At 36.4% G+C, this 15144-nt stretch carries 13 protein-coding genes and 1 riboswitch; all 13 genes read left to right on the top strand.

Annotated features, from left to right (window positions below; translation table 11 throughout):
• Window positions 1–56: 56 nt before the first annotated feature.
• The 13 genes from K5S59_RS10105 (at window position 57) to K5S59_RS10045 (ending at window position 15142) form a co-directional block, all read left to right on the top strand.
• Window positions 57–956, top strand: coding sequence for a polysaccharide deacetylase family protein (locus K5S59_RS10105; RefSeq protein WP_120450822.1), 900 nt, complete (start codon window positions 57–59; stop codon window positions 954–956).
• Between the two features lie 86 nt (window positions 957–1042).
• A complete protein-coding gene (locus K5S59_RS10100; RefSeq protein WP_000593004.1) occupies window positions 1043–2284 on the top strand; it encodes a M16 family metallopeptidase in 1242 nt (413 codons plus the stop codon).
• Between the two features lie 130 nt (window positions 2285–2414).
• On the top strand, window positions 2415–2666 hold the full coding sequence (locus K5S59_RS10095; RefSeq protein ID WP_001239745.1) for a YlmC/YmxH family sporulation protein: 252 nt from the start codon (window positions 2415–2417) through the stop codon (window positions 2664–2666).
• Between the two features lie 273 nt (window positions 2667–2939).
• Entirely contained in the window at window positions 2940–3842 is a 903-nt protein-coding gene (dpaA, locus tag K5S59_RS10090) for a dipicolinic acid synthetase subunit A (protein ID WP_000954734.1), read from the top strand.
• On the top strand, window positions 3839–4438 hold the full coding sequence (dpaB, locus tag K5S59_RS10085; RefSeq protein ID WP_001049480.1) for a dipicolinate synthase subunit B: 600 nt from the start codon (window positions 3839–3841) through the stop codon (window positions 4436–4438). The genes dpaA and dpaB overlap by 4 nt, the downstream gene beginning before the upstream one ends.
• Window positions 4439–4588: 150 nt before the next feature.
• Entirely contained in the window at window positions 4589–5635 is a 1047-nt protein-coding gene (gene asd, locus K5S59_RS10080) for an aspartate-semialdehyde dehydrogenase (protein WP_000414853.1), read from the top strand.
• Between the two features lie 23 nt (window positions 5636–5658).
• Complete coding sequence (gene dapG, locus K5S59_RS10075; protein WP_000692478.1) at window positions 5659–6891, top strand: aspartate kinase; 1233 nt, start codon at window positions 5659–5661, stop codon at window positions 6889–6891.
• 11 nt (window positions 6892–6902) lie between these two features.
• A complete protein-coding gene (gene dapA, locus K5S59_RS10070; protein ID WP_000564778.1) occupies window positions 6903–7781 on the top strand; it encodes a 4-hydroxy-tetrahydrodipicolinate synthase in 879 nt (292 codons plus the stop codon).
• A gap of 776 nt (window positions 7782–8557) precedes the next feature.
• Window positions 8558–10228 (top strand): ribonuclease J, encoded by a 1671-nt coding sequence (locus K5S59_RS10065; protein ID WP_000823086.1) that lies wholly within the window; start codon window positions 8558–8560, stop codon window positions 10226–10228.
• A 103-nt stretch (window positions 10229–10331) separates the two neighbouring features.
• On the top strand, window positions 10332–11081 hold the full coding sequence (gene tepA, locus K5S59_RS10060) for a translocation-enhancing protein TepA (protein ID WP_000139826.1): 750 nt from the start codon (window positions 10332–10334) through the stop codon (window positions 11079–11081).
• Window positions 11078–11281 (top strand): YlzJ-like family protein, encoded by a 204-nt coding sequence (locus K5S59_RS10055; RefSeq protein ID WP_000605027.1) that lies wholly within the window; start codon window positions 11078–11080, stop codon window positions 11279–11281. The genes tepA and K5S59_RS10055 overlap by 4 nt, the downstream gene beginning before the upstream one ends.
• 212 nt (window positions 11282–11493) lie before the next feature.
• Window positions 11494–13878: a DNA translocase FtsK gene (locus tag K5S59_RS10050; protein WP_097844219.1), complete on the top strand. Its 2385-nt coding sequence runs from the start codon at window positions 11494–11496 to the stop codon at window positions 13876–13878.
• Between the two features lie 203 nt (window positions 13879–14081).
• Window positions 14082–14183: riboswitch (purine riboswitch) on the top strand.
• Between the two features lie 233 nt (window positions 14184–14416).
• The gene (locus K5S59_RS10045) at window positions 14417–15142 is read left to right on the top strand and encodes a GntR family transcriptional regulator (protein WP_000114176.1); all 726 of its coding nucleotides are present in this window, start codon (window positions 14417–14419) and stop codon (window positions 15140–15142) included.
• Window positions 15143–15144: the final 2 nt, after the last annotated feature.

The following is a 15144-nucleotide window of genomic DNA, read 5'->3' as shown; positions in this document are numbered from 1 at the left end:
CAAATTAACAAAGATAAGAAGAAAAAGGTATTTATATAGTTAATGGGAGGGTTTATATGAAAGCTCGTATATTGGCATACATGTGTATATTCTTTTTATATGTCAGTGTAGGCTCTTATTCCGTTTTTGCACAGGATAACTTGTATGAAGAAATTCAAAAACATGCAAAACAATATGAGATTGCACCTCAAGATGCGATGATTGATAAAATATGGAAAGCAACACCAGGATATAATGGAAGGCAAGTTGATATCGAAGCATCTTATAATAATATGAAGAAGCTAAAGAAATTTGATCAAAAAAATCTTGAATTCAAGGAAGTATCACCGAGTGTCCACTTAAAAGATTTATCACCAGCTCCAATTTATAGGGGGCATCCAAATAAAAAGATGGTGGGATTAACAATAAATGTGGCATGGGGAAATGAGTATTTGCCGCGTATATTAGAGATATTGAAAAAACATGATGTGAAGGCGACTTTCTTTTTAGAAGGACGCTGGGTGAAAGAAAATTTGCGATTTGCAAAAATGATTGTCGATGCAAATCAAGAAGTTGGAAATCATTCTTACACACACCCTAATATGAAAACGCTATCGTCTGATGAAATACGAGATCAGTTACAAAAAACAAATCGAATGATTGAAGCTGCTACGAATCAAAAGGTGAGATGGTTTGCTCCGCCGAGTGGAAGTTTTCGGGATGAAGTTGTGAAAATTGCTGATGATTTCCAAATGGGAACGATCATGTGGACTGTCGATACAATTGATTGGAAACGACCTGATCCAGATGTGCTATTGCAGAGAGTAATGAGAAAAATACATCCAGGTGCTATCGTATTAATGCATCCAACTTCATCTACAGCAGAAGCATTAGATACAATGATTACAAAATTGAAGGAACAAGGATATCAAGTAGGGAATATAACAGAATTACTGGATGAAAAACGTGTAGATTAAATACATTTGCATGACATTCATCCTTAAACTTGTTATCATTAAATAATAGCAATTATTTAGAGAAACTGGCAGTAGGAGGAAAGTTTTTGATTAAAAAATATACTTGTAAAAATGGTGTAAGAATCGTTATGGAGAATATACCAACCGTAAGATCGGTTGCGATTGGTATTTGGATCCATGCGGGATCAAGAAATGAAAATGAAAAAAATAACGGGGTTTCCCACTTTTTAGAGCATATGTTCTTTAAAGGAACGGAAACACGTAGTGCACGCGAAATTGCAGAATCATTTGATAGCATTGGTGGGCAGGTGAATGCTTTTACTTCAAAAGAATATACTTGTTACTATGCAAAAGTGCTAGATGAGCATGCTAAATATGCTTTAGATGTATTAGCAGATATGTTCTTTAATTCAACATTTGATGAGGAAGAACTGAAAAAAGAGAAGAATGTCGTATGTGAAGAAATTAAAATGTACGAAGATGCTCCAGATGATATTGTGCATGATATGTTAACGAAAGCAACATATGAAACGCATCCGCTTGGATATCCTATTTTAGGAACTGAAGAAACGCTTGATACGTTTACAGGTGATACGCTACGCCAATATATAAAAGATCATTACACACCTGAAAATGTCGTTGTTTCAGTTGCAGGAAATATTGATGAAGCCTTTTTACAAACGGTAGAGCAATATTTCGGTAGTTATGAAGGAACAACAAACCGTGAACAAGTACATAGCCCAATTTTCCATTTTAATAAGGTAGCACGTAAAAAGGAAACAGAACAAGCTCATTTATGTTTAGGATATAAAGGCTTACAAATGGGACACGAAGATATTTATAACTTAATTGTATTAAATAACGTTTTAGGCGGTAGTATGAGTAGCCGTTTATTCCAAGAAGTACGTGAGCAACGCGGGTTAGCCTACTCAGTATTTTCTTATCATTCTTCTTATGAAGATACAGGTATGTTAACGCTGTATGGTGGAACAGGAAGCCAACAATTAGATACACTGTATGACACAATGCAGGAAACATTAGAAACATTGAAAAATACAGGTATTACAGAAAAAGAGCTTATTAATAGTAAAGAGCAATTAAAAGGAAACTTAATGTTAAGCTTAGAAAGTACGAATAGCCGTATGAGCCGCAATGGTAAAAATGAATTGCTACTTCGTAAGCATCGTTCACTTGATGAGATTATTGAAAGTGTAAACACTGTAACGAAAGCAAATGTTGATGAGTTAATTCGTAACATGTTTACAGATGAATTCTCAGCAGCATTAATTAGTCCAGATGGAAAACTTCCAAAAGGAATAAAACTATAATTGTTTTATATAAAGTATGTAAAAATAACCGTATCTCTTTTAAAAGAGATACGGTTATTTTTTTTGGAAATACAGAATAGGTACTAATTATAGATAACTTAAATTCATAACTTCGGTAGGGGGAGTGTGTATGCGATTAAGTGAATTAAGCGGTAAAGAGATCGTAAATTTAGAAAGAGCCGAAAAAATGGGAGTTTTAGGCCATGTGGATTTAGAAATTGATGAGAAGAATGGGCAAATACAGGCTCTTATCATACCTGCTGGGAAATGGGGAGGTTTTAAAAAGGAACCACAAGAAGTAAGAGTAACGTGGAGTCAAATTAAGAAAGTGGGGCATGATATGATCCTTTGTGATATTACAGATCGTTCAAGTTCGAAGTGAAAGATGGCCATTTTGGTCATCTTTTTTTGTTCATTCTCCGCTGAGTAAAAGCTCACATGAATCGAGCTTATACAGGAAATCAATTTCCCACATAATGTCCTTTCATATGCCGAATTTTGAGGTGGGGTCTAACTGAGTGCGAATAGCGAGATAAATCATACGTGCTTTTTGTTTTTCAATCACCTAAAACTCGTACATTACATATGATGTGGAGGAAAAAGAAAAAGTAGGCACTTTTCTTATAAATGACAGAAAAAGAAGGTGAATTAGGGAATGTTGACTGAGATGCATATTGCTGTCATAGGAGGAGATGCAAGACAGCTAGAAGTAATTCGCAAGCTAGTTGAATTGGATGCGAAACTTTCATTGATAGGGTTTGACCAGTTAGATCATGGCTTCACAGGGGCAGCAAAAGAAAGTATACAAAATTTAGATTTCACTTCTGTAGATGCAATTATTTTGCCAGTTGCAGGTACAAATGCCAAGGGAGAAGTAGATACTATTTTTTCAAACGAGAAAGTTTCTATAACGAAAGAACAAATTGAAAATACACCAGAACACTTTACTATATATTCAGGTATTGGCACGCCTTACTTGGAAAATCTCGTATCTACTACAAACCGCAAACTTATCAAATTATTTGATCGTGATGATGTCGCAATCTACAATTCTATTCCAACTGTAGAAGGTACATTAATGATGGTAATTCAACATACCGACTATACAATTCATGGTTCCAATGTAATGGTTTTAGGATTTGGTAGAACAGGGATGAGTGTTGCCAGAGCATTTCAATCATTAGGAGCCCATGTCAAAGTTGGAGCAAGACGATCGGAACATATTGCACGTATTACAGAAATGATGTTTTCTCCTTTTCATATGCAAGACATTGAGAAAGAAGTAGGGAATATCGATATTGTTATTAATACAATTCCGCATCTCGTTGTGACAGCGAATGTCATTTCAAAAATGCCGGCTCATACGTTAGTAATTGATTTAGCTTCTAAACCAGGTGGTACCGACTTTAGGTATGCGGAAAAAAGAGGAGTCAAAGCGCTGTTAGCACCTGGATTACCAGGTATTGTTGCTCCGAAAACAGCAGGACAAATTTTAGCGAACGTTCTTTCTCAGTTACTAGCAGAAGATGTAATCGCAAGAAAGGAGAATGGGGAATGAATTTAAAAGGGAAAAGAATAGGATTTGGTTTTACTGGTTCACATTGTACGTACGAAGAAGTAATGCCTCATTTAGAAAAATTAATTGCTGAGGGAGCAGAAGTACGTCCTGTTGTTTCTTATACTGTTCAATCAACAAATACGAGATTTGGCGAAGGAGCAGAGTGGATTAAAAAGATTGAAGAAGTAACAGGCTTTAAAGCAATTAATTCAATCGTTGGCGCAGAACCACTAGGACCTAAAATTCCACTAGATTGTATGGTAATTGCACCACTAACAGGAAATTCTATGAGTAAATTTGCAAATGCAATGACAGACTCTCCAGTATTAATGGCAGCGAAAGCGACGCTAAGAAATGGAAAGCCTGTCGTATTGGCTGTTTCGACGAATGATGCTTTAGGGCTTAATGGAGTAAACCTCATGCGCCTAATGGCAACAAAAAACATCTACTTCGTCCCGTTCGGCCAAGATGCACCAGAGAAAAAACCGAACTCAATGGTAGCTCGCATGGAGTTACTGGAAGATACAGTATTAGAAGCGCTACAAGGGAAGCAATTGCAACCGGTTGTCGTAGAAAAATTCAGATATATGAATTAAAAAACGAAAAAAAACGGACAATTTTTGATGAAACCATCATTCTTACTGTAGAATATGATAAAATTAACGTTATTAAGATTAGAAGGGGTATTGTATACTCCTTCTGATTCTAAGTTATAGAAGGATTGGTATCTAGAAAGGGGCATAGTGATGGAAAAGCAAAAAACTTTTCATGTCGCTGTAGTTGGAGCAACCGGCGCAGTTGGTGAACAAATGTTAAATACTTTAGAGAAACGAGAATTTCCAATCGGGAAGTTAACGTTACTTTCATCTAAACGATCTGCAGGTAAGAAACTTGTATTTAAAGGCGAAGAATTTACAGTTCAAGAGGCAACTCCTGAAAGTTTTGAAGGAGTAGATATCGCACTATTTAGTGCTGGTGGATCTGTATCAAAACAATTAGCGCCAGAAGCAGCAAAGCGCGGTGCGATTGTTGTTGATAATACAAGTGCATTCCGTATGACAGAAAACGTGCCACTTGTTGTACCTGAAGTAAATGAAAACGACTTAAAAGAACATAATGGTATTATTGCAAATCCAAACTGTTCTACAATTCAAATGGTAGTAGCTCTTGAGCCAGTTCGTCAGCAATATGGTTTAAAACGAGTAATCGTTTCCACATATCAAGCTGTATCAGGTGCTGGTGCGGCAGCAATTGAAGAACTTCATGAACAATCACAAGCAATCTTAAATGGCGAAGAAGTGAAGGCAAATGTTTTACCTGTATCAGGTGATAAAAAGCATTTCCAAATTGCTTTCAACGCGATTCCACAGATTGATAAATTCCAAGATAATGGATTTACGTTTGAAGAAATGAAAATGATTAATGAAACGAAAAAAATTATGCATATGCCAGAGCTAGAGGTAGCGGCAACATGTGTACGTTTACCAGTTGTATCAGGTCACTCTGAGTCTGTTTACATCGAAGTAGAAAAAGAAGGTGTAACAGTAGAAGAATTCAAGGACTTACTTGCAAATGCAGAAGGTATTGTTCTGCAAGATAATCCAGAAGAGCAGTTATATCCAATGCCAGCTACTGCAGTAGGTAAAAACGAAGTATTCGTTGGAAGAATCCGTAAAGATTTAAATAACGATAAAGGATTCCATCTTTGGGTCGTATCTGATAACTTATTAAAAGGCGCTGCATGGAATTCTGTTCAAATTGCAGAGCGCTTAGTAAAATTACAATTAGTGTAAACGGCTAAGAGAAGGTGCAAAATATGAAAATTATTGTTCAAAAATTTGGTGGCACATCCGTACGTGATGAAAATGGACGTAAGCATGCGCTTCATCATATAAAAAAATCGCTAGATGCGGGTTATAAAGTAGTTACTGTCGTATCTGCTATGGGCCGTAAAGGTGAACCATATGCAACTGATACTTTGTTAAGTCTTGTAAATCAAGAGGAATCTCGCATTTCTAATCGTGAGCAAGATTTATTATTATCATGCGGAGAATTAATCTCAGCAATCGTCTTCTCTAATATGTTAAATGAGAACGGTATAAAAGCAGCAGCGTTAAATGGTGCACAAGCTGGTTTTGTAACAAATGATGATTTTACGAATGCTAAGATTATTGAAATGAATTGCGATCGTATACATGAAGAGCTAGAAAATCTAGATGTAATCGTCGTTACAGGATTCCAAGGACAAACGAAAAAAGGTGATACGACAACACTTGGACGCGGAGGTAGCGATACTTCAGCTTCAGCGTTAGGTGTTGCGCTTCATGCTGAATATATCGATATCTTCACAGATGTAGAAGGTGTTATGACTGCGGATCCTCGCATTGTAAAAGATGCACGTCATCTTCAAACGGTAACGTACAATGAAATTTGTAACATGGCATATCAAGGTGCAAAAGTCGTTCATCCACGTGCAGTTGAAATTGCGATGCATGCCAAAGTACCACTTCGTGTACGTTCTACGTATTCTGATAGTGAAGGTACGCTTATTTCAGCATCGGACGGTGCGACAAAAGGCCGTGATGTAGAAGAACGTCCTGTTACAGGTATCGCTCATGTATCAAATGTGACGCAAATTAAAGTGCTGGCAAAAGAAACGGCATATGATTTACAACAGCATGTGTTTAAAGAAATGGCGAATGAAGGAATCAGTGTCGATTTAATTAACATTTCACCTACTGGGGTAGCTTATACGGTGAGTGATAGTGTATCAAGTCGTGCAGTTGAATTATTAAAAAACCTTGGATATGAGCCAATTGTGACAGAGCATTGTGCAAAAGTATCTATTGTAGGAGCTGGAATGGCTGGGTACCCAGGGGTTACTGCAAAAATCGTTACAGCTTTAGCGGAAAAAGGTATTCAAATTCTGCAATCGGCAGATAGCCATACGACAATTTGGGTTCTTGTAAAAGAAACTGATTTAGTGGAGGCTGTAAATGCATTACATAGTGCGTTTGAGCTTTCAAAAGAAAAGCAACTGGAACAATAAGGAGTGAGACCATGATAGATTTTGGGACAATTGCAACCGCGATGGTAACTCCGTTTGATAAAAACGGAAATATCGATTTTGCAAAGACAACGAAATTGGTAAATTATTTAATAGATAACGGTACAACAGCAATCGTGGTAGGAGGAACGACAGGCGAATCTCCTACATTAACTTCAGAAGAAAAAGTAGCGTTATATCGCCATGTCGTATCTGTTGTCGATAAAAGGGTGCCCGTAATCGCTGGAACAGGTAGCAATAATACGCATGCTTCTATTGACTTAACTAAAAAGGCAACAGAAGTTGGTGTTGATGCAGTAATGCTAGTAGCACCGTATTATAACAAACCGAGTCAAGAAGGAATGTATCAGCACTTTAAAGCAATTGCTGAAAGCACGCCACTTCCGGTTATGCTATATAACGTTCCAGGACGATCTATTGTACAAATCTCCGTTGATACAGTTGTTCGTTTATCAGAAATAGAAAACATTGTTGCGATTAAAGATGCAGGCGGCGATGTGTTAACAATGACAGAAATCATTGAAAAAACAGCGGACGACTTTGCAGTATACAGCGGTGATGACGGTTTAACGTTACCAGCTATGGTAGTTGGAGCGAAAGGTATCGTTTCTGTAGCATCTCATGTTATCGGAAATGAAATGCAAGAAATGATTGCAGCATTCCAAGCAGGAGAATTCAAGAAGGCGCAAAAATTACATCAATTACTTGTAAGAGTAACGGATTCATTATTTATGGCGCCAAGCCCAACGCCAGTAAAAACAGCGTTACAAATGGTTGGGTTAGATGTAGGTTCTGTACGTTTACCACTTCTTCCATTAACAGAAGAAGAAAGAGTAACGTTACAATCTGTCATGCAATCTATCCCTCGTTAATAAAAAATGACCTAGTGTAGAACTAGGTCATTTTTTATTGGTATGAAAATCTTTACCTCTATTTTCTCATCTACATGTGTTTTTATAAGATTATATTATGCCACTTGTTTAATCACTTCTTTATTATGTATTGCAACATGTATAAGAAAATAATTGTAAACCTTTAAATGAATCAAAAAAATATAGTTATTATAGAATAAACATTTGTATAAACGTAATAAACTACCGCTTCTGTTTTTTAGAGAGATCCCCTCAAATGTGACGTAATTCATAAAAAAACTCCATTTTGTAAGTGTTTTTGTTCAATTCTAGAAAAATAAGTCTTGAAAATCCATATTATGAAATTAATTTAGCGTATGTATGGCTATTTTTTCAAAATAATATGGAGTATAAAATCGAAGTAAATATAAAGGAAATACGTTCGATACTTTTGTTATAATTCCGTTCTTTTACCTATTCTTTCGCACGATTTAACTTGTGTTCTATTTCTTGTATCAGGTATAATATGGCTAAGTAGCTTAGTACGGGTATGCTTAGCAAAATTGGTAAAAATTATAATTTGATTACATTTTCATATCATATCGAATAAGATATTTGATTTATATAATGAAAGAGAGGTGAAACCTGGTTTAAAAAATAAACAAGGACATGATATCGCATAACGGTAAGGACATTCGTCTTGGACGGTGAATATATGGTGGTTGTAGAGTTTCCCCTGGTGTCTCTGCAATTTTAGTGAAATCAGTGTTTGAAAGATTTTTAAACCAGGCAACAACATGAAGAGAAAAGAGAATGAGTCTGTTAAAGTATTTGCTCTTGGTGGAGTAGGTGAAATCGGGAAAAACATGTACTGTGTTGAAATTGATTCTGAAATCTTTATTGTAGATGCAGGGTTAATGTTCCCAGGAGATGAAATGTTTGGAATTGATATCGTTATTCCTGATATTACATATTTAGTGGAAAACCAAGAGCGAGTAAAAGGTTTATTTATTACTCACGGTCATGAAGATCATATCGGTGGCATTGTTTACGTACTTCGTAAATTATCAATTCCAGTGTATGCAACGAAATTAACAGTAGGACTTATACAAGAAAAACTTGGCGAAGCGGGTATGTTAGGCCGTGTAGACTTAAAAACAATCGATTCAAATTCAACAGTGGAGTTTAATACTACAACGGTGTCATTCTTTGGAACGACACATAGTATTCCAGATTCTGTTGGTGTTTGTTTCCATACATCAAAAGGTGCGATTGTATATACAGGAGACTTTAAATTCGATCAAACTCCAATTGGAAATAGTGGAGCAGATCTTGGGAAAATGGCACAAATCGGAAATGAAGGCGTACTGTGCTTATTATCTGATAGTACAAATGCTGAGCGTCCAGGCTATACAGGTTCTGAAAAAGAAGTTGGTGTAGAAATTTCTAAAGTGTTCTACGGCGCAGAAGGACGTATTATCGTTGCTTCATTTGCATCCAATGTACATCGTATTCAACAAGTATTTGATGCAGCTGCTGAAACAGGACGAAAAGTAGCTGTTGTAGGACGTAGTATGGTGAAAGTAGTAGATATCGCAAGACGTCTTGGTTATTTAGATGTTCCAGAAGGTATGGTTATTTCACTACAAGAAGTAGACAATTTCCCAGAGAAAAAGGTAGCTATTTTAACGACAGGTAGCCAAGGTGAACCGATGGCGGCCCTTTCTAGAATGGCGAAGCAAGCTCATAAACAAATTTCAATTCGTAAAGGTGATACGGTTATTATTGCGGCTTCTCCAATTCCGGGTAATGAAATATCTGTATCAAAAATTATTGACTTGTTATTTAGAGCGGGAGCTGAAGTTGTTTATTACGGTGAAAGAAAAGTTCACGTTTCAGGTCATGGTAGCCAAGAAGAATTAAAATTAATGTTAAATTTAATGAAACCGAAATATTTTGTACCCGTACATGGTGAGTTCCGTATGCAAAAAGCACATGCATACTTAGCTGAAGATGTAGGCATTGCAAGAGAAAATATCTTTATCGTAGAAAAAGGCGATGTAATTGGTTTTGGTGACGATGAAGCGAACTTAGTTGGTAAAGTGCAAGCGGGCAATGTATTAATTGATGGATTAGGTGTAGGTGACGTTGGTAATATCGTTCTTCGAGATAGAAAAATGTTATCTCAAGATGGAATATTAGTAGTTGTTGTAACACTTGGTAAGGATGAAAAGAAAATTGTTTCTGGTCCAGAAATCATTTCACGTGGTTTTGTGTATGTACGTGAATCAGAAGCGTTAATTGACCGCTCTACAGAGATTGTACGTATGATTGTTGAGCAATCGATTAAAGAATATTCAATTGAATGGTCTATGTTAAAACAAAATATTCGTGAATTATTAGGGCAGTTCTTGTACGAAGAGACAAAGAGAAAGCCTATGATTTTACCGATTATTATGGAAGTATAAAAAAGATCACCTTTACGGGTGATCTTTTTTCTTTTTTAACTCTATCGAATGAAATTTATAACTTAAGAAATAATAGTGATATACGAGTGAAAGGGGATGCGATATGACAGAACGTGATCGTTATACAAATGAAGGGAAAGAGGCTGAGCCGAAAGAAACTGGGAAAGAAGCTTCCATAGTGGAAAAAATTCAACAGCTAGGGCAAACGAATGTACCACAAATGAATGAATCGCGTATTCATTGCTTAACAATCATTGGGCAGGTGGAAGGTCATGTTCAGTTGCCGCCGCAAAATAAAACAACAAAATATGAGCATATCATTCCGCAAATTGTTGCGATAGAACAAAATCCGAAAATTGAAGGTTTACTTTTAATATTAAACACGGTTGGAGGTGACGTTGAAGCAGGGTTAGCAATTTCTGAGATGGTAGCTTCGCTTTCAAAGCCAACGGTATCACTTGTTCTAGGCGGAGGACATTCTATCGGTGTACCGATTGCTGTCTCTACGGACTATTCATTTATTGCGGAAACTGCGACGATGACAATTCATCCTATTCGTCTAACAGGTCTTGTTATAGGTGTGCCGCAAACATTTGAGTATTTAGATAAAATGCAAGAAAGAGTCATTCGATTTGTGACGAAGCATTCGAAAGTAACGGAAGATCGTTTTAAAGAGCTTATGTTTGCGAAAGGGAATTTGACGCGAGATATTGGAACGAATGTAATTGGCGGAGATGCAGTGAAATATGGTCTTATAGATGATGTTGGTGGTATTGGAAATGCGATTCGAAAATTGAACGAATTAATAGATGCACGCGGGGATGATAGTGCAGAAGGGACAATGTTACAATGATTTTATATACAATTATGCCGGAGCAACTTGTCTATCCAGCTGATTATTCGCAATGTGAAAGTCAAAAAGTTGTAAATATAAACGGTGTTGAGTTAATGGTTTCTGAAGAAGAACATGGGTATTATTCTATTGTACGTGTGTTAAGTACGGATCCGCTTCACTACTTAGAGTTTGAGCCTGGTCAGAAAATAACCTTTTAGCAAAAAGAAGGATTTTGTTTAGAAGCTATGGTATAATATAAAAAACAAGACGGTTGAGCAGCCATGAGAGGGCTGCTTTCTTCTGTTTATTTAACAATTTACAAGAAGTGTAAAAATAGAAGATATAAGACCTGAAAAAATAGAGAAAACAGACATATAAGTAGAGCTTTTTTCAGGAAGCTCTACTTACATGTAGAACACGAGGTGAAGAAATGGCAAAACAAAAGCAAAGAGGGACGAAGGCAAAAGCAAGACGCACGATAAAGCCAACTTTGTATTATGAAATCGTCGGTTTAACTCTTTTTGCACTTTCAATCATTACGATTTTACAGCTAGGCGTTGTAGGGAAATCGTTTGTGTTATTTTTTCGCTTCTTCTTTGGTGAGTGGTACATAATTGGTGTGTTGGGTGTAATAGCTTTATCGGTTTCGTTTGTTATAAAACGTGGATGGCCGAACCTATTAAATAAACGGTTAATCGGTTTTTATTTAATAGTATTGGCGATATTAATGTTTAGTCATATTACATTATTTAACCTTCTTACGAAAGATGGAGCAGTGCAAAATACTTCTGTTATTGTAAGTACGAAAGATAACTTCTTTCTTGAAATGAAAAAGGGTCCAGATAGTGTTCATTTAGGCGGTGGTATGTTTGGTGCGCTTATGTTCGCGACATGTTACTTCTTATTTGATGAAGTAGGAGCTTATATTATTGGAATCATTTTAGTGATTCTCGGCATACTTTGTATAACAAATAAGCATATTGGAGAAGTACTTGCCCCTGTAGGAAGAATCCTTAGAAGTCAATTTGAAGTAATGCAAGGGGATTATAAAGATTGGAGATCCAAAAGAACGGCTGAACAAACAGAAAAGAAAAAAACAACGAGAAGCACAAGGAGCAAACGTGCTGCAGAACAAGAAGAAATTATTGAGCCGATGGAAGAAATCTCAATTGATCCTCCCATTATTTCGAATTTCACTGAGAATTATCCAGTAAATGAAGAAGAGGATAAACGAATTAGCGAAGAACAGGAAGTAGAGTTGATAACTTCACCGTCTATTGAAGAGGCTCCGCCTGTTGAAGAATCTAAGAAAAAGCGTGGAGAAAAAATCGTTGAATCGCTAGAGAGTGAAACACAAGCGCCTCCTATGCAATTTTCAAATGTAGAAAATAAAGATTACAAGCTTCCTGCACTTGATATATTGAAATTTCCTAAGAACAAGCAAGTTACAAATGAAAATGCAGAAATTTATGAGAATGCTCGTAAATTAGAACGTACATTCCAAAGCTTTGGAGTGAAAGCGAAAGTAACAAAAGTACATAGAGGTCCTGCAGTTACAAAATATGAAGTGTATCCTGATATGGGAGTAAAGGTAAGCAAAATCGTTAGTTTAAGTGATGATTTAGCACTTGCTTTAGCTGCGAAAGACATTCGTATTGAAGCACCTATTCCCGGGAAATCAGCTGTAGGGATTGAAGTTCCGAACTCAGAAGTTTCTATGGTAACGCTTCGAGAAGTTCTTGATTCTAAGGCTAATAATCATCCGGAAGAGAAGTTGTTAATTGGTCTTGGACGAGATATTACAGGTGAAGCTGTATTAGCCCGTTTAAATAAGATGCCCCATTTACTAGTAGCTGGTGCGACAGGTAGCGGGAAAAGTGTATGTATTAACGGTATTATTGTTAGTATTTTAATGCGTGCAAAACCACACGAAGTAAAATTAATGATGATTGATCCGAAAATGGTAGAGTTAAATGTATATAACGGTGTTCCTCATTTATTAACACCAGTTGTAACTGATCCGAAAAAAGCATCACAAGCTTTGAAAAAAGTTGTGAGCGAGATGGAGCGTCGTTATGAGTTATTTGCTCATAGTGGCACGCGTAATATTGAAGGATACAATGATCATATTAAAGAACATAATAGTCAGTCGGAAGCGAAACAACCGGAATTACCTTATATTGTAGTCATTGTGGACGAGTTAGCAGATTTAATGATGGTTGCTTCATCGGATGTAGAGGATGCAATTATGCGTTTAGCACAAATGGCTCGTGCGGCTGGTATTCATTTAATTATTGCAACGCAGCGCCCGTCAGTAGATGTTATTACCGGAGTTATTAAAGCGAATATACCATCGCGTATTGCATTCGCTGTATCTTCTCAAACAGATTCTCGTACAATTCTTGACGGTGGTGGTGCGGAGAAACTACTAGGTCGTGGAGATATGCTGTTTATACCAATTGGTGCATCGAAGCCTGTACGTGTACAAGGTGCGTTTTTATCAGATGATGAAGTTGAGAGAGTTGTAGAATATGTTATTGGTCAGCAAAAAGCGCAATATCAAGAAGATATGATTCCACAAGATGTTCCTGATACGAAACAGGAAGTAGAAGATGAATTATACGATGAAGCAGTTCAGCTTGTAGTGGAAATGCAAACAGCATCTGTTTCTATGTTGCAACGTAGGTTTAGGGTAGGTTATACGCGAGCTGCCCGTTTAATTGATGCAATGGAAATGAATGGTGTAGTAGGTCCGTATGAAGGTAGTAAACCACGAGAAGTGCTCATTAATGATGTGCAAGAAAAAAGTTCATAAAAAAAGCCTAATTGTTTTTACAATTAGGCTTTTTTATATGCTGGTTTTGTTATATACTATATTCAGTAATGAAGAAAGGGCTTACATTTAAAGTGATTCTTTAGAATACGAATACTTTGGTGTGTTTTTTTGTGAACGTTCGATATTTAATGTAGAAAAATGTTAAATTTTGTTGACACGTATGGGAGCAAGTGGTAAGATTACTTCGAAAAGAATCACTGCCTCATATAATCTTGGAGATAAGGTCCATAAGTTTCTACCTGGCAACCATGAATTGCTGGACTATGAGGGGAAAAGTGTGTAACAAAGGATGTAAGAGATCTTTGTGCCGAACTTTTTCTCGAAATGAGGAATGTTTATGGTGCAAAGTTTTTTTTATGCAGTAAAGAGTGAAAATTGCATCTTAAAAAATTATTAATATTTATTCGACAATTAAGCTTATTTTTAGTATTTAGCAATTTTTATTATGTTGTAAGTTGAAAAAAGAGAAAAGAAGTCTTACATCAGAGGTCGAATAATTGAAATGCGGGGGAGTCTTATGTCAGTAAAATCCGATAGTCGTCACCTATATTTACGGGTGATTGATCACATCAAAGAAAAAATTAAAGATGGAGCTTACAAAGAAAGACAGAAGTTACCATCAGAGTTTGATTTAGCGAAAGAACTTGGTGTAAGTAGGGCGACTTTAAGGGAAGCACTGCGAATTTTAGAAGAAGAAAATGTTGTCATTCGTAGACATGGTGTAGGAACATTTGTAAATGCAAAACCGTTATTTTCTTCTGGGATTGAACAACTTTCTAGTATTACAGATATGATTTCTAGTGTGGGGAAAACACCAGGAACTATCTTTTTATCATCATCTACAACAAGTTTAACAGAAGAAGAAAAAGAGAAGTTTAATAGTGAAGATGGTTTTAATGCAGTAATGATTGAGCGTGTGCGTACAGCAGATGGGGAACCTGTTGTATATTGTATCGATAAACTTGCAAAAGAAATCTTACCAGATTTATCGGGATACAACGAAGAATCATTGCTTACAGTGATACATAACAACACACACAAACGTATCACATACGCAGTTGCTCACATTGAGCCAATTGGCTACCATCCGAAAATCTCACCGATTTTAGAATGTGAACCAGAAACAGCACTGCTAGTTTTAAAACAAATGCACTATGATCAAAATGATGAGCCAATCTTATATTCTATTAATTACTTTAGAGCTGATAAGTTTAGCTTCCACGTATTAAGAAAACGTATGTAGGT

The sequence above is a fragment of the Bacillus sp. BML-BC051 genome, assembly GCF_019656175.1.
Lineage (GTDB): Bacteria > Bacillota > Bacilli > Bacillales > Bacillaceae_G > Bacillus_A > Bacillus_A mobilis.
Note: the sequence above shows the minus strand (reverse complement) of the source record. Positions and strands in the feature narration are given on the sequence as shown.

Coding starts and splice junctions, on each gene's coding strand:
- K5S59_RS10105 (WP_120450822.1), top strand. CDS start 57: ATGAAAGCTCGTATATTGGCATACATGTGTATATTCTTTTTATATGTC.
- K5S59_RS10095 (WP_001239745.1), top strand. CDS start 2,415: ATGCGATTAAGTGAATTAAGCGGTAAAGAGATCGTAAATTTAGAAAGA.
- dpaA (WP_000954734.1), top strand. CDS start 2,940: ATGTTGACTGAGATGCATATTGCTGTCATAGGAGGAGATGCAAGACAG.
- dpaB (WP_001049480.1), top strand. CDS start 3,839: ATGAATTTAAAAGGGAAAAGAATAGGATTTGGTTTTACTGGTTCACAT.
- asd (WP_000414853.1), top strand. CDS start 4,589: ATGGAAAAGCAAAAAACTTTTCATGTCGCTGTAGTTGGAGCAACCGGC.
- dapG (WP_000692478.1), top strand. CDS start 5,659: ATGAAAATTATTGTTCAAAAATTTGGTGGCACATCCGTACGTGATGAA.
- dapA (WP_000564778.1), top strand. CDS start 6,903: ATGATAGATTTTGGGACAATTGCAACCGCGATGGTAACTCCGTTTGAT.
- K5S59_RS10065 (WP_000823086.1), top strand. CDS start 8,558: ATGAAGAGAAAAGAGAATGAGTCTGTTAAAGTATTTGCTCTTGGTGGA.
- tepA (WP_000139826.1), top strand. CDS start 10,332: ATGACAGAACGTGATCGTTATACAAATGAAGGGAAAGAGGCTGAGCCG.
- K5S59_RS10055 (WP_000605027.1), top strand. CDS start 11,078: ATGATTTTATATACAATTATGCCGGAGCAACTTGTCTATCCAGCTGAT.
- K5S59_RS10050 (WP_097844219.1), top strand. CDS start 11,494: ATGGCAAAACAAAAGCAAAGAGGGACGAAGGCAAAAGCAAGACGCACG.
- K5S59_RS10045 (WP_000114176.1), top strand. CDS start 14,417: ATGTCAGTAAAATCCGATAGTCGTCACCTATATTTACGGGTGATTGAT.